This window comes from Streptomyces liangshanensis, from assembly GCF_011694815.1.
In the GTDB taxonomy this organism is placed as follows: domain Bacteria; phylum Actinomycetota; class Actinomycetes; order Streptomycetales; family Streptomycetaceae; genus Streptomyces; species Streptomyces liangshanensis.
In genome coordinates this window covers 4,727,117-4,740,849 of sequence record NZ_CP050177.1, presented here as the reverse complement: position 1 = coordinate 4,740,849, position 13,733 = coordinate 4,727,117, and the positions used below count along the sequence as shown (strand labels likewise).

13 protein-coding genes are annotated in these 13,733 nt (G+C 71.7%); 3 read left to right on the top strand and 10 right to left on the bottom strand.

Annotated elements, in window-relative coordinates:
* Positions 1 to 32 precede the first annotated feature (32 nt).
* The 9 genes from HA039_RS20605 to sbnA form a co-directional block, all read right to left on the bottom strand.
* On the bottom strand, positions 33 to 248 hold the full coding sequence (locus HA039_RS20605) for an MbtH family protein (protein ID WP_167032108.1): 216 nt from the start codon (positions 246 to 248) through the stop codon (positions 33 to 35).
* 214 nt (positions 249 to 462) lie between these two features.
* Positions 463 to 1,758 (bottom strand): FAD-dependent monooxygenase, encoded by a 1,296-nt coding sequence (locus tag HA039_RS20600; RefSeq protein ID WP_167032105.1) that lies wholly within the window; start codon positions 1,756 to 1,758, stop codon positions 463 to 465.
* Positions 1,758 to 3,263: a condensation domain-containing protein gene (locus tag HA039_RS20595; RefSeq protein WP_167032102.1), complete on the bottom strand. Its 1,506-nt coding sequence runs from the start codon at positions 3,261 to 3,263 to the stop codon at positions 1,758 to 1,760. Before HA039_RS20595 ends, HA039_RS20600 begins: the two co-directional genes overlap by 1 nt.
* Positions 3,260 to 3,973: a 2-hydroxychromene-2-carboxylate isomerase gene (locus tag HA039_RS20590; protein ID WP_167032099.1), complete on the bottom strand. Its 714-nt coding sequence runs from the start codon at positions 3,971 to 3,973 to the stop codon at positions 3,260 to 3,262. Before HA039_RS20590 ends, HA039_RS20595 begins: the two co-directional genes overlap by 4 nt.
* A gap of 40 nt (positions 3,974 to 4,013) precedes the next feature.
* A complete protein-coding gene (gene fabG / locus HA039_RS20585; RefSeq protein ID WP_167032096.1) occupies positions 4,014 to 4,757 on the bottom strand; it encodes a 3-oxoacyl-[acyl-carrier-protein] reductase in 744 nt (247 codons plus the stop codon).
* 117 nt (positions 4,758 to 4,874) lie between these two features.
* Positions 4,875 to 5,972 carry a beta-ketoacyl synthase N-terminal-like domain-containing protein gene (locus HA039_RS20580; RefSeq protein WP_167032093.1) on the bottom strand — a complete coding sequence of 366 codons (1,098 nt, stop codon included), beginning with the start codon at positions 5,970 to 5,972 and terminating at the stop codon, positions 4,875 to 4,877.
* A gap of 5 nt (positions 5,973 to 5,977) precedes the next feature.
* Positions 5,978 to 7,219, bottom strand: coding sequence for a beta-ketoacyl-[acyl-carrier-protein] synthase family protein (locus tag HA039_RS20575; protein ID WP_167037225.1), 1,242 nt, complete (start codon positions 7,217 to 7,219; stop codon positions 5,978 to 5,980).
* An 86-nt stretch (positions 7,220 to 7,305) separates the two neighbouring features.
* A complete protein-coding gene (locus HA039_RS20570; RefSeq protein WP_161311493.1) occupies positions 7,306 to 7,569 on the bottom strand; it encodes an acyl carrier protein in 264 nt (87 codons plus the stop codon).
* A gap of 65 nt (positions 7,570 to 7,634) precedes the next feature.
* Positions 7,635 to 8,687: a 2,3-diaminopropionate biosynthesis protein SbnA gene (sbnA, locus tag HA039_RS20565; protein ID WP_167032090.1), complete on the bottom strand. Its 1,053-nt coding sequence runs from the start codon at positions 8,685 to 8,687 to the stop codon at positions 7,635 to 7,637.
* Positions 8,688 to 8,900: 213 nt separating this feature from the next.
* Between sbnA and HA039_RS20560 the strand changes: the two genes are divergently transcribed.
* From HA039_RS20560 to HA039_RS20550, 3 genes are all read left to right on the top strand, one after another.
* A complete protein-coding gene (locus HA039_RS20560) occupies positions 8,901 to 10,514 on the top strand; it encodes a tryptophan halogenase family protein (protein WP_167032087.1) in 1,614 nt (537 codons plus the stop codon).
* A gap of 89 nt (positions 10,515 to 10,603) precedes the next feature.
* Positions 10,604 to 11,140 (top strand): flavin reductase family protein, encoded by a 537-nt coding sequence (locus HA039_RS20555; RefSeq protein WP_167032084.1) that lies wholly within the window; start codon positions 10,604 to 10,606, stop codon positions 11,138 to 11,140.
* Positions 11,127 to 12,401 carry a cation:proton antiporter gene (locus tag HA039_RS20550; protein WP_167032081.1) on the top strand — a complete coding sequence of 425 codons (1,275 nt, stop codon included), beginning with the start codon at positions 11,127 to 11,129 and terminating at the stop codon, positions 12,399 to 12,401. The genes HA039_RS20555 and HA039_RS20550 overlap by 14 nt, the downstream gene beginning before the upstream one ends.
* Before the next feature lie 134 nt (positions 12,402 to 12,535).
* On the opposite strand, the gene trpD is transcribed toward HA039_RS20550, so the two are convergent.
* Positions 12,536 to 13,696 (bottom strand): anthranilate phosphoribosyltransferase, encoded by a 1,161-nt coding sequence (trpD, locus tag HA039_RS20545; protein WP_167037222.1) that lies wholly within the window; start codon positions 13,694 to 13,696, stop codon positions 12,536 to 12,538.
* Positions 13,697 to 13,733 lie beyond the last annotated feature (37 nt).

The following is a 13,733-nucleotide window of genomic DNA, read 5'->3' as shown; positions in this document are numbered from 1 at the left end:
GGGCGGGGTGGGGTGTGCGTGTCCTGGCCGGCCTAGACGGCTGCCTCGTCCATCCGCAGGCGCAGGCTCAGCGGGCGCATGTCGGTCCACACCTCGTTGATGCGGGCCAGGCACTCCTCGCGGGTGCCCTCGGTGCCCTCGGCGTGCCAGCCGGCGGGCAGGACGCGCCCGGCCCACCAGATCGAGTACTGCTCCTCGCCGTTGAGGACGACCCGGTAGGCGGTCTCCTCGGTCTGCTGCTCGCTCATGTGAGGTTTCCTTTTCGTGTCGGTGAGGTAGTGGCCATGGTTGGACAGCGAGCTATCGAAGGCCTATCGGGCATGTATCCGGGCCGGTCGGGCCCCGGACCAGGCCCGGGAACAGGCGCCTGAACAGGCCCGGAAACAGGCGCGGGCCCCTGGCGCGGGGAGAGCGCCGGGGGCCCGTACCGATGCGGGAATCGCGTGCGGTGAACTGCCTCGATCAGGCGGCGGAGTTCACGTTGTTGCGGTTGTTGTTGTTCAGGTTGTTGTTGTTGGCGTTGTTGTTGTTGTTCAAGTTGGCCTCCACGTCGTTGTCCAGGATCCAGCTGACACTGTCGGCGTTGACGTTGTTGCGGTTGTTGTTGGAGTTGTTGTTCCGGTTGTTGTTCATGGTGTTCTCCTTCGTGGGTGGTCGTCCGGTCCGGGACCCGAGCTGCACCGTGGTCGTGTGCGGTCTGCGGGTCCCTTCGTAGCGGCGGAGCGCGGCAGCGATGCCGTCCGCCCCCGGTGCCGCTTCCTCGAGGCAGATGGCGAGTGCCACGCCGTCCTCGATGGCCTGGTTGGCTCCCTGTCCGTGGTGCGGGAGCATGGGGTGGGCCGCGTCACCGAGCAGCGTCGTGCGCGCTGTGCTCCAGTTCGGCAGCGGTTCGCGGTCGTGCAGCGACCAGCGGCGTACCTCGCCCGCCGCGTGGGCCAGCCGCCCCAGCGCCGGGTCGCAGCCCGCCAGAACGGCTTCCAGGTCGGCCGGCTCGCCCGCGCTGGTCCACGACTCGTCGGCGCCGGGCGGCGCCGGGGTGACGACGACGTAGGTGAACTGCGTGCCCCCGCTCACCGGGTACAGCAGTACCCGTGTCGTGGGGCCCGCGTACATGTACATCAGCGACGGGTCCAGGTGCGGCAGGTCGGCCGCGTCCACCACCCCGCGCAGCGCGCTGTTGCCCGAGTACACCGGCTCGTCGCGGCCCGCCAGGGCGCCGCGGACCACCGAGTGCACCCCGTCGGCGCCGACGAGCACGTCCGCGTGGTCCCGGGACCCGTCGGCGAAGTGCAGCACGACGCCGTACACGGTCTCCTCGTACCGCACCAACTCCTTCCCGGTGCGCACCCGTTCGGGCGGGACGAGCGAGGCCAGCATGCGGTGCAGGTCGCCGCGGTGGACGGTGAGGTACGGGGCCCGGAAGCGCTCCTGCCATCCGGCGCCCATCTCCTGGCGGGTGAGCAGCGACCCGTCGTGCAGGGCCCGTACCTCCAGCGCCTCGGGGCGCACCGCGGCCCGGTCCAGCGCCGGTCCGAGGCCCAGGCGGCGCAGCAGCCGGGTGCCGTTGGGCCCCACGTGCATCCCGACGCCCTGCTCGCGCAGGGTCGCCGCGCGCTCGTACACCCTTACGTCCAGGCCTCGTTGGTGCAGCGAGGCCGCGGCGGTCAGTCCGCCGAGTCCCGCTCCGGTGATCGCGACGCGCAAACCCGTGCCCGTGCCTGTGCCCGTGCTGGTGCTCGTGCCCGTGCTGGTGCTCATCAGTGGTCCCAGGAGTTCTCGAAGGAGTCGAAGTCGCCGAAGTCGGCGGTGGTGCCCGCCCCGAGCGCCAGCAGCGCGTCCGTCTCGTCGCGCCCGGCGAGTTCCACGTCGGCGACGAGGGTGGCGGGCGAGGAGACGGCGGCGGCGAGGAGCCGCTCGTACCCGTCGGCGAAGCGCTCGACCGTGGACCGGTCCAGCACGTCGGTGTCGTAGGAGAAGACGGCGCTCACCCCGGTGGGGGTCTGCTCGATCCGCAGCAGCAGGTCCAACTGGCCTTCCTGCTGCGGTACGTCGATCAGCGCCACGTCCAGCCCGGCGTACGGGACGGCGGGGCCGACCCGCTCCCCCGGCGGGACACCCGGCACCGGCGGGTCCATCCGGTCCATCTGGACGAGGAAGAGCGCGGTGCGGAAGACGGTGGCCTGCGGGAAGGCGAGCGAGCACGGGTAGCGGACGTTGATCATGCCGCGCATGATCCGCTCGCCGGCCTGCCGGGCCACCTCGCGGAAGGTGCTCGCGGCGTCGAAGTCGGCCCGCAGGGGCATGGTGTTGAGGAAGCAGCCGATCACGTCGCGCTGGGCCCGGCCCATCCGGCTGGTGGCCGGCACGCCGAGGACGAAGTTCTCCTGCCCCGTCCAGCGGTGGGTGAGTGCCTGGAACACACCGAGGAGGTACGCGAACGGCGTCACCCCCGCGTCGTCCGCCGCCGCGCCGAGGCCGTCGGTGACCTCCGCCGCGAGCGGGCGGACCACGGTGCCGCCCCGCAGGGAGCGCACGGCGGGCCGGGGCCGGTCGAGCGGCAGTTCGGCGGCGGGCGAGCCCGCGACCGACTCGCGCCACAGTCCTGCGGCCCGCGCCCCGGCCTCGGAGCCGGTGTACCGCAGCTCCTCGGCGGCGTGGTCGGTGTAGGAGGCGGGCAGGGCCCGCCAGGCCGGTTCCGTACCGGCCGCGAGACCGGCGTACGCGTCGAGCAGGTCGCGGACCAGCAGCCAGCGCGAGGTGAAGTCGCTGACGATGTGGTGGGCGGCGGTCACCAGGCCCCACCGGTCGCCGGGACCCCGTACCAGCACCACCCGGAAGGGCGCGGACTCCAGGCGGAAGGGGCGGGCCCCGGCCTGTTCGACGGCCCGGTGGAAGCTCTCGGTGTCGGCGTCCCGCAGGTCCAGGGACTCCAGGCGCACCACGGCCGACGCGGCGGCCGTGCGCACCGGGGTGCCGTCCCGCTCGGTGAAGGCCGAGCGCAGCAGCTCCTGCCGGTCACCGACCGCGGTGACGGCGGCGGCCATGGCGGCGGGGTCGAGGGGGCCGCGCAGGAGCAGCGGCATCACGATGTTGTAGGCGGAGCTGTCCGGGGCCATGCGGTACGCGGTCCACATCGCCTCCTGGATCGCGGTGAGCGGCAGGGTCCCGGAGGCCGCCGTACCGAGGGCGGCGTCCGTGGCAGTGGCAGTGGCAGTGGCAGTGGCAGCAGTGTGCGTGGCACCGGTGTCCGTGGCGGTACTCATCCGCAGCCTCCCGCGTGGCCGATGTCGGTGGCGCGGCCCGGAACGAGGGCGGCCGGCTCCGGCTCGCGGGCCACCGGCTCCGGGGCCGCGGGCAGCGAGGCGACGAACGCGGAGACCCGGTCGAGGCCCCAGTACGGCTCCGAGCCGTTGATGAAGTACGGCACCCCGAACACCCCGTCGCGGACGACGTCCACCAGCGCCTGGGCAGCCTGTTCGCGGATCAGCGTGTCGTCGGTGGCGCCGGCCACCTCCTCGCCGTCCAGGCCGATCTCCTCGGCCAGCTCCCGCACGACGGCCGGGTCGCAGATGTCGCGCCCCTCCAGCCAGCGGGCCCGTTGCGCACGCTCCACCCACACCCGGCCCAGGCCCGCGCGCTCGGCCACGAACCAGGCCAGGTGGGCCGGTTCCCACCACACGTCGCGGTCCAGCGGCCAGGTCAGCCGCAGCCCGCGCTCGGCACCGAGCCTGCGGACGTCCCGCAGGATGTAGAACTGCTTGGCGCGTGTCATCGCCTGGTAGGGGAACGCCGCCCCCGGCAGCGCTTCGGCGAGGAGCTTCTCGCTGGTCCCGTCCGGCTCCCAGAAGGGGTGCCATTCGAGCCGGTCGAGTATCTCCGGGCAGTCGCGCTCCATGTCGCGCAGGGCGAAGAAGCTGTAGGGGCTGCGGAGGTTGAAGTAGAGCCGGGGCGGCTTGGCGGCGCGAGCGGCCATGACGAACTCCTTGGGGTACGGGGTGCCGGAGGACCGGCTGTCAGAGGACCAGGCCGCCGTCGATGGAGAAGACCTGCCCGGTGATGTACGCGGCGCGCCGCGAGGCGAGGAAGCCGACCAGTTCGGCGACCTCCTCCGGCTCGCCGAACCGGCCGAGCGGGATGAGCTTGGTCATGTCCTTGGCGTACTTCTCGGAGAGGCCGCCGGTCATGTCCGTACGGACGAATCCGGGTGCCACGACGTTGGCGCGCAGCCCGGCCCGGCCGCCCTCCTTGGCGAGGGCCTTGGTGAAGCCGATGATCCCGGCCTTGGACGCCGAGTAGTTGGTCTGTCCCGCCTGGCCCTCGGCGGCCACCGAGGACAGCGTGACGACGGTGCCGCGGCGGCGCTTGAGCATCGGGAAGGACACGGCCCGGCAGAAGTTGTACGTGCCGTCGAGGTTGGTGCGCACGACGGCGTCCCAGTCCTCGTCCGCCATCGTCGCGAGGTTGCTGTCCCGGACGATGCCGGCGGCGGTGACCAGGGTGTCGACGGGACCGAGCGTCCGCTCGGTCCGGGTGACGAAGGCGCGTACCTGCTCCCGGTCGGTCACGTCGACCTGCTGGGCGAAGGCCCGCGCTCCGTGCGCCTCGGCGGACTTCACGGCGAGCGCGGCGGCCTCGTCGTTGGACCGGTAGCACAGGGCCACGTCGTGTCCGTCGCGTGCCAGGACCTCGACGACGGCGCGCCCGATGCCGCGCGATCCGCCGGTGACGAGGGCGACCGGCCTGGGGGTGTCGGACATGGGCGTGCCCTTTCTCTGGTGCGTCGGTGTGTTTTCGGCGGTGTGTTTTCGGCGGCGTGTTCGGCAGTGTGTCGAGCGGTCCGCCCGACGAGAGGAACGAGAGGTACGGCGGTGTCGTCAGCCCAGCCGCAGGAGCGCCGCGCCCACCGTGCCGTCCCGGTCGACCGCCGTGACCAGGGCCAGCCGGCCGGCCAGCGACGGGTCGTCGGCCCGGGTGGCGAGCACCGCGGCCAGTTGGAGGGCGGCCGACGCGGCGGTCGCGTCCCCGAGCAGCGGGCGTACGGCGAGCCGCGTACCGCCCACGGTGTCGAGCGCCGAGGTCTCCTCCTTGCCGAGGAGGCCCGGCGGGGTGCCGGGGGCGACCAGGGCCACGTCGCCGGGGTCCGCCCCGGCGGCGCGCAGGACGTCGTCCACGCACGTCCGCAGCCCGGCGGAGGCCCGGTCGACGGACCGGAAGGCCCGGAAGCGGCAGCCGAGGACGGTGGCCAGGACCGTGCGGCCGCTGTCGTGGGCGGCCTGTCCGCTCTCCAGGAGGAAGAGCGCGGCGCCCTCGCCGAGCGGCGGCGCCTCGGCCCCGCCGTGGTCGGCGACCTGCTCCAGGCGGGCGCGCTGCACCGAGAACTCCTCGGCGGCGCCGGCCAGCAGGGCCGTGGCGTGCTGCCCGCGCAGCAGCCGGGACGCGTAGTTGAGGGCGAGCAGGGCGGTGGCGGCGCCGCCGGAGACGGTGACGTTGGGGCCCTTGAGGGTGTGCCGGATGGCGCTCTGCCCGGTGGGGCAGTTCATCACCGTGTTGGGGAAGCGCGCCGGGTCGACCAGGTAGGGCTTGTCGCCGGTCAGGGCGTCCTTCGTGAAGTCCATGATGGACTGCACGCTGCCCGAGGTGCCGAGCACCAGGCCCGTCGACTCGGGGTGGGCGGCCAGCTCCTGGCCGTAGTCCTCCAGGAGCGTCCCCACGGTGGTGACGGCGATCCCGGTGGCCCGGTCCATGGAGCGGGTGCCCTTGCGGCCCAGCACGCTCTTGATGTCGAAGCCGGGGATGAGCCCGGCCTCCTCGTAGGGCACCGGCCACCGGTCGCCGTCCACCGCGGCGACCGCGCGCCGCCGGGCGCGCAGTCCCTCGCCGAACGCCTCCCGGCCCAGTCCGTACGGGGAGGACACGGCCCAGCCCGAGATGACCAGGTCCTGTGCGCCGTGCTGGTCCGCTTCGGTTGCCATGCTGTTCAACTCCTTTCCTGCGAAGAGCCGTTGGCCTGCTCGGAGGCGTCGTCGTCCCAACGGCCCAGCACGAGGACCGCGTTGTTGCCGCCGAAGGCGAGGCCGTTGTTCTGGACGACCTTCAGTTCGGCCTCGACCGCCTCGTTGGGCACGCAGTCGACGCCGCACTCCGGGTCCGTCGTGCGGTGGTTGATCGTCGGGGGGATGAAGCCCTCCCTGAGCGCGAGCGAGCAGGCCGCGGAGGCCAGGGCGCTCGCCGCGCCCATGGTGTGGCCGATCATCGACTTGATGGAGACCGTGCGCGGCAGCTCGTCGCCGAACACCTGGCGGATCGCGCCGACCTCGGTCACGTCGTTGGCGCGGGTGCCGGTGCCGTGGGCCGAGATGAAGTCCACGTCGGACGCCTCGATCCCGGCGTTGCGGTGCGCGGCCGTGATGCAGCGGGCGATGGAGTCCCGGTCGGGCGCCACGGGGTGGCTGGCGTCGCAGGACAACCCGTACCCGAGCACCTCGGCGTAGATCCGGGCGCCGCGGGCCAGCGCGGACTCCAGCGACTCCATGAGCAGGATGCCGGCGCCCTCGCCGGTCAGGATGCCCTGCCGGTCGGTGTCGAAGGGGCGGCACACGTCGGGCGCGATGGTGCCGAGCCGGTAGAAGCCGGTGAAGGTCTTGCGGCACAGCGCGTCGGCGCCGCCGCACAGGGCCATCTCGACGTCGCCCGAGCTGATCGCGTCGTAGCCGTAGCCGACCGCGTAGTTGCCGGCCGCGCAGGCGGTGGGGACGGTGACCGTCTCCACGTCCTCCAGGCCCAGTTCACGGACGATGCCGGCGGAGAGCCGGCCCGGCCACACCCGGCGGGCGACGGTCGCGTCCAGCCGGTCCTGGCCCTCGGTGACCTGGAGCGCGGTGAGGTGGTCCAGGTCCCTGGACTCCCCGTCGGTCGTACCGATCGACACCAGGGTCCGCCTGGCCTGTACGTCCTCCTCGGCGAGTCCCGCGTCCGCCACGGCCATCCGGCTGCCCGCGACCGCGAACTGCGCGGCCCGGCCCAGCTCGTCGGCCGACAGCTCGCGCAGCCACGCCTCGGGCTCGAAGTCGGTGATCTCGCAGGCGTTGGAGTGGGCGAAGCCGGTGGTGTCGAACGCGGAGATGGGCTTGGCCCCGCTCCGTCCGGCCCGCAGCCCCTCGGCGAAGGCGTCGACCCCGGTACCGATGCTGGTCACCACGCCGAGGCCGGTGATCACCACGCGGTGCCTGCCGGTCTCCCGGTGTCCGGCGGTCTCCCGCCGCCCGTCCGGGCCGGCCGCTCGTACGGCGGTGTCGGTCGGCGCGCTCACTTTCCCTCGGCCTCCGCGACCACGGCGTACACGCCGGTCAGGTTGACCATCCGGCTCAGCTCCGCCTGCTCCAGGGTGAGGCCGAAGGTGCGCTCCAGCGCGGCGAGGATCTCGATGGTGCGCAGCGAGTCCGCGTCGTGCTCCTCCTTGAAGAGGCTGGTCTCGGTGAGCTCCTCGGGCTCCAGTTCCAGGATGTCGCAGACGATCTCCTTGATCTGGGCCTTGCTCCCGCTGTCGAGGTCGGCGATCTGGGTGGTCATCGTTTCCTCCGGAGTTCAGGATTTCGCGGATCGGTAATTCGGTTCTTCCATGGTGAAAGACACCGCTATGACTGGCCTATATCAGCCAGTTGGCCGGTCGGGGCGTCGCGGACCTGGTTCTTCCACAGGTGTTCGACCTCACCGAAATGGGTGCGCACCCAGTCGTCGTCGTAGATCGTGTCGAGATAGCGGTCGCCCCCGTCGGGCAGGACGACGACCACGTTGGAGCCGGGCTCGATCGTGGGCGCGAGTTTCACCAGCGCGGAGACGACCGCACCCGAGGAGCCGCCGGCGAGGATCGCCTCGCGGCCGACCAGGGTGCGGCAGCCCACCACGCAGTCCAGGTCACCGACGTGGACGACCCGGTCGGCGTCGGAGCGCCTGAGGAGCTTCGGTACGACGGACGCGCCGTGCCCGGGAACGAGCCGCGCGCAACTGGCGGTCGACTCGAACAGGACACTGCCGACAGCGTCCACCGCGTTGACGACGGTGCCCAGGTGGTGGCGGCGGATGTACTGGGCGCAGCCGCTGAGCGTGCCGCTGGTCCCGGCGGCCACGACGAGCTGGTCGACCTTGCCGTCGAGGGCCTCGGCGATCTCCCGCATGGTGGTGCGGTGGGCCCGCGGGTTGAGGGGGTTGGCGTACTGGTCGGGCCAGTACGCGTCGGGCGTACGGGCCATCAGGTCGGCGACCCGGTGCAGCCGGGCCGGCAGCAGCTCGCCGGTGACGGGGTCGGGTTCGGTGACGATGTCGACCTCGGCGCCGTAGGCGCGCAGGATCCCGATGTTCTGGCGGGTGGTGCGGGTGTCCACCACGCAGATGAGCCGTAGTCCGTAGTAGCCGCAGATCTGCGCGAGGCCGATCGCGAGATTCCCCGAACTGGACTCGATGACGGTGGATCTGCCCGGGACGAGTTCTCCGCTCCTGATCCGGGTGACGACCATGCTGAGCGCGGAGCGGTCCTTGACGCTGCCACCGGGGTTGAAACGCTCCACCTTGGCGTACACCCGCGAGGTGAACCCGGGAATCAGCCGTTCGAGTTCTACGAGGGGGGTTCCTCCCACCGTGGAGAGGATGCCTTTCAGCCCCGCCTCGGGCTTCCCTTCTGTGCTCGGCATGTGATGCAGCCATCCTCTACTGGGGGGTTGCGAGTGCGGAATCAACGGGTTCGAGGCTGACCCCGCGCGCTATACGTCCTCCATACGCCGGGGCGGGGGCGATCCCATTCGGCCTTTTCCGGTCCGCTATAGATGCGCCGTAGGGGGTCCGTCGACGCTCATTCACGCCACAGATACCCATCCGCAGAGTCAGGACGGAAGAGAGACTTCGATATGACCGGCACCCGATCCGCACAAGACGTCGCCATCAAGAAGGTTGTCATCCTCGGCGGCGGTACGGCCGGCTGGATGACCGCCGCGTATCTCGGCAAGGCCCTTCAGAACACGGTCGACATCACGGTGCTGGAGGCGCCGAGCATTCCTCGTATCGGTGTCGGCGAAGCCACCGTCCCCAATCTGCACCGCGTCCTCTTCGATTTCCTCGGCATCGCCGAGGAGGACTGGATGCGGGAGTGCAACGCCAGTTACAAGATGGCGGTCCGGTTCGTCAACTGGCGTACGGGCGGCAAGGGCCAGGCCGGCCCCCGGGAGCTGGAGAAGGGCGGGCCGGACCACTTCTACCACCCGTTCGGGATCAGCCCCGACCACGACAACACCCCGATGTCGCACTACTGGTTCAAGAACAAGTACGAGGGGAAGACGGACGAGCCGTACGACTACGCGTGCTTCCGTGAGGCGCCCCTGATGGACGCCAAGAAGTCCCCGCGGCACCTCGACGGCACCTCGCCGACCCGGTACGCCTGGCACTTCGACGCCGCGCTCGTGGCGGACTTCCTGCGCCGCTTCTCCACCGAGAAGCAGGGCGTGCACCACGTCCAGGACGAGATGACGTACGCCGAGAAGGACGAGCGCGGCTACATCCACGCGCTGCACACCAAGTCCGGGAAGGTCCTGGAGGCCGACCTGTTCGTGGACTGCTCGGGCTTCCGCAGCCTGCTCATGAACAAGGCGATGGAGGAGCCCTTCATCGACATGAGCGACCTGCTGCTGTGCGACCGGGCGGTCGCCACCGCGGTGCCGCACGACGACGAGGCGAACGGGGTGGAGCCCTTCACCTCGGCCATCGCGATGTCGTCCGGGTGGACCTGGAAGATCCCGATGCTGGGCCGTTTCGGCACCGGCTATGTCTACTCCAGCAAGTTCACCACGCAGGAGGAGGCCACCCAGGAATTCTGCGACCTGTGGGACCTCGACCCGGAGACCACCAAGTTCAACCACGTGAAGTTCCGGGTCGGCCGCAACCGCCGCGCCTGGGTGAAGAACGTGGTGGGAATCGGCCTGTCGACCGCGTTCCTGGAGCCGCTGGAGTCGACCGGTATCTACTTCATCACCGCCGCGGTCTACCAGTTGGCGAAGCACTTCCCGGACAAGACGTTCAACGACGCGCTCATCAACAACTTCAACAAGGAAATCGAGGTGATGTTCGACGACACCCGCGACTTCATCCAGACGCACTTCTACTTCGCGCCCCGCAACGACACCCCGTTCTGGCGGGCCAACAAGGAACTGAAGCTCCCCGACAGCATCCGCGAGAAGATCGAGATCTACAAGTCCGGTCTGGCGGTGAATTCCGCGATCACGGACGACTCCACGTACTACGGGAACTTCGAGGCGGAGTTCCGGAACTTCTGGACCAACGAGCGCTACTACTGCATCTTCGCCGGCCTCGGCCTGGAGCCGGACGCCCCGCTGCCGGTCCTCAACCACAAGCCGGAGTCCGTCGCCGCCGCCCAGGCGATGTTCGGGCAGGTCAAGAAGGAGCAGCAGGAGCTGCTCAACACCCTGCCGAGCACGTACGAATCGCTGCTCCAGTTGCACGGCAAGTAGCCGTCCGTGCCGCGCGCCCGGCGGCCCGGGGCGCCTTCCGCCGCCCGGGCTGCCGGGCGCGCGGCACGACGTCCGAGATGAGGAGAACCATGACCGAACCGCCGATCACCGAAGCCGACATACGCCCGTTGATGGGCGGCTTCCCGTCCGGTGTCTCCGTGGTGACCACCACCGGCGCCGGCGGCACCCCGCACGGCATGACGTGCAGTTCGCTGGCGAGCGTCGCCCTGCACCCGCCCACCCTGGTCGTCTGCCTGCGCACGGCGGGCCCGACCACGCAGGCGGTCCTCGGCAGCGGGCAGTTGGCGCTCAACCTGCTCCACGAGGACGCCCGCGACACCTCCGACCTGTTCGCGTCGGGGGCCGCCGACCGGTTCGCCCGTACGGAGTGGCGGCTGCCGCTGGGCGCCGGCGGCCCGCACCTGACGGCCGCCGCGCACGCCATCGCGGACTGCGCCGTGGTGGGTACGGAGGAGGTCGGCGACCACACCGCGGTGTTCGTCCGGGTCCACCGGGTCACCCAGCACGACACCGCGGAGCCGCTGCTCTACGCCCGGCGGCGCTACGCGCGCTGGTCGGACGCCACCACCGACGCGAAGGAAGGAGCGGGCCATGTCGGCTCCTGACCCCCTGCCGGACCTGCTCGTCGCGATCCCCGTCGTGATCCTGGCCTGCCAGGCGGGGGCGCTGCTCGTGCGCCGGCTCGGCCAGCCCCCGGTCATCGGCGAGATCACCATCGGCATCATGCTCGGCCCGTCCCTGCTGGGCTGGATCTCGCCCGACGCGCAGGCCTGGCTGTTCCCGGACACGGTGTTGCCGTACATCTCCGCGATCGGCAACCTCGGCTTGCTGGCCTTCATGTTCCTCGTCGGCCTGGAGCTCGACACCGGGGGCCTGCGCGGGCACAGCAAGACCGCCCTGGCCGTGAGTCAGGCGAGCATCGCGCTGCCCCTGGCGCTGGGGGCCCTGCTCGCCCTGGCCATGTACGGGACGTTCGCGCCGCCCGGCGTGGACAAGACGGCGTTCGTGCTGTTCATCGCGGTGTCCATGAGCATCACGGCGTTCCCCGTGCTGGCCCGCATCCTCACCGACCGGGACCTGTACGGGACCCGGCTCGGCTCGCTCGCCATGGCGTGCGCGGCCGTGGACGACGTCACCGCGTGGTGCCTGCTGGCCGCCGTGGTCGCCGTGACCACCAGCGGCTCGCCGGCCGAGGCCCTGACGACGGCGCTGATGGCGGCGGCGTTCCTGGGGCTCATGCTGCTCGTCGTGAAGCCGCTGATGGCCCGCTGGTCGGCGCGTACCGCGAAGAGCGCGGACAGCGTGGTGCTGGTCGTGCTGTTCAGCGGCCTGTGCCTGTCGGCGCTGGCCACCGACCGGATCGGGGTGCACGCGCTGTTCGGCGCGTTCGTCTTCGGCGTGGTCACCCCGCGGGGCTCGCGCGCCGTCGAACGGTCCGGCGCCCGCCTGCGCGCGTTCGCCGTCCCGGTCCTGCTCCCGCTGTTCTTCGTCTCGACCGGCCTCCGCACGGACGTCTCCCTGCTGGCCGGCGACCCGGTGCAGTGGTTGTGGGCCCTCGCGGTCCTGGCGGTCGCGGTGATCGGCAAGTGGGGCGGGAGCACGGCGGCGGCGCGGGCGGCGGGCCAGTCGTGGCGCGACGCCCTGTCGATAGGGGCGCTGATGAACTGCCGCGGCCTGACGGAACTGGTGGTCCTCAACTTGGGCCTGGAACTGGGCGTGATCAGCCAGCGGCTCTTCACGATCCTGGTCCTGATGGCCCTGATCACCACGGCGGTCACCTCCCCGGCCCTGACCTGGATCCGCAAGGACACCAAGTCCCCGGCCCCCGACCCCACCCCCCTCCCGGAGCCGGCCACGACCCGATGACCACCCCCACCCCCACAGGGCCCTGCCCCGCCGACCCCCGGCGGGGCAGAACCCTGGCAACAATCAAGCCCGTCCGGCGCTTGAGGACACCCGAACAGCACCGACCACCGACCCGCACCCAACCCCCGCCCGAATCAAGCCCGTCCGGCGCTTGAGGACAACACACCGACCCGCCCCCCGGACACCACCACCCCCGAAGCCAGAACCCACGCCCCCAACACCCCTTCCGCCGCCCCCGAGTCAATGGCCACCGCGGCGGCGGCCACCCCGTCCGCGAGCCGCTCCGTCACCGAACGCCCCGTCACGGAACCCCCCGCACCGGAAACCTCCACGGCGGCCAGCGCCGCGCCGGCGGAGAGCAGCACCGCGTCCCGCACCGGCCCCCGCTCACCCGCCAACACCCGCCGCGCGACCCCCGCGTTGAACTCCGCGTCCGCCCCCCGCAACGCCTCGACCGGCGCGAACGCGATCCCGACGTCCCGCGGATCGAAGCGCTCCGAACGCACCTCCCCCTCCCCCACGACCCACACGGTCGAGGTCGTGGTGACGGTCAGCTCGTCCAGCCCGTCGTCCCCGCGGAACACCAGCCCCGTACCACCCCGCCGCGCCAGCACCCCGGCGATCAGCGGCAGCAACCGGGCATCGGCCACCCCGATCGCCTGCGCGGTCGGCGCCGCCGGGTTGGTCAGCGGGCCCAGCGCGTTGAAGACGGTGGGGATGCCCAGTTCCTTCCGGGGCCCCGCCGCGTGCCGCATCGCCGGGTGGAAGTCCGGCGCGAAGCAGAACGTGATGCCGGCCTCGTCGACCAGTTCCGCCACCCGCCGCGGCGGCAGCCGCAGCGTGACCCCCAGGGCCTCCAGCACATCCGCGGAGCCGGACGCCGAACTGGCCGCGCGATTCCCGTGCTTGACCACCCGCGCCCCCGCCCCCGCCGCGACGATCGCGGACATGGTCGAGATGTTGACGGTGCGGGCGCCGTCCCCTCCGGTGCCCACCACGTCGACCGTCCGGCCCGGCACGTCGATGCGTACGGCGTGGTCGAGCATGCCCCGGACGAGTCCTTCCAGCTCCCCCACCGTCTCGCCCTTGGCCCGCAGGGCGACCAGGAAGCCGGCGATCTGCGCGGGGGTGGCCTGCCCCCGCATCACCTGGTCCATCACCCAGGCCGTGTCCGGCGCGGCCAGGTCACGGCCGCGCAGCACGTCCTGGAGGAGGCGGGGCCACGTACGCCCCTCCCGCTCCGGTTCCGACGGGACAACCGGGGCGGCCGGCGCGGCCGGGACCGCGGGGTGGATGTCCGACGGGATGAGGGTCGTCACTGGTCTTCTCCTT

What these genes read in the sequence shown, in the direction of transcription:
- HA039_RS20560 (WP_167032087.1), top strand. Translation starts at nt 8,901, where the DNA reads ATGACCGGCACCCGATCCGCACAAGACGTCGCCATCAAGAAGGTTGTC.
- HA039_RS20550 (WP_167032081.1), top strand. Translation starts at nt 11,127, where the DNA reads ATGTCGGCTCCTGACCCCCTGCCGGACCTGCTCGTCGCGATCCCCGTC.
- HA039_RS20580 (WP_167032093.1), bottom strand. Translation starts at nt 5,972, where the DNA reads ATGGCAACCGAAGCGGACCAGCACGGCGCACAGGACCTGGTCATCTCG.
- fabG (WP_167032096.1), bottom strand. Translation starts at nt 4,757, where the DNA reads ATGTCCGACACCCCCAGGCCGGTCGCCCTCGTCACCGGCGGATCGCGC.
- HA039_RS20595 (WP_167032102.1), bottom strand. Translation starts at nt 3,263, where the DNA reads ATGAGTACCGCCACGGACACCGGTGCCACGCACACTGCTGCCACTGCC.
- HA039_RS20570 (WP_161311493.1), bottom strand. Translation starts at nt 7,569, where the DNA reads ATGACCACCCAGATCGCCGACCTCGACAGCGGGAGCAAGGCCCAGATC.
- HA039_RS20555 (WP_167032084.1), top strand. Translation starts at nt 10,604, where the DNA reads ATGACCGAACCGCCGATCACCGAAGCCGACATACGCCCGTTGATGGGC.
- HA039_RS20600 (WP_167032105.1), bottom strand. Translation starts at nt 1,758, where the DNA reads ATGAGCACCAGCACGGGCACGAGCACCAGCACGGGCACAGGCACGGGC.
- HA039_RS20590 (WP_167032099.1), bottom strand. Translation starts at nt 3,973, where the DNA reads ATGGCCGCTCGCGCCGCCAAGCCGCCCCGGCTCTACTTCAACCTCCGC.
- sbnA (WP_167032090.1), bottom strand. Translation starts at nt 8,687, where the DNA reads ATGCCGAGCACAGAAGGGAAGCCCGAGGCGGGGCTGAAAGGCATCCTC.
- HA039_RS20605 (WP_167032108.1), bottom strand. Translation starts at nt 248, where the DNA reads ATGAGCGAGCAGCAGACCGAGGAGACCGCCTACCGGGTCGTCCTCAAC.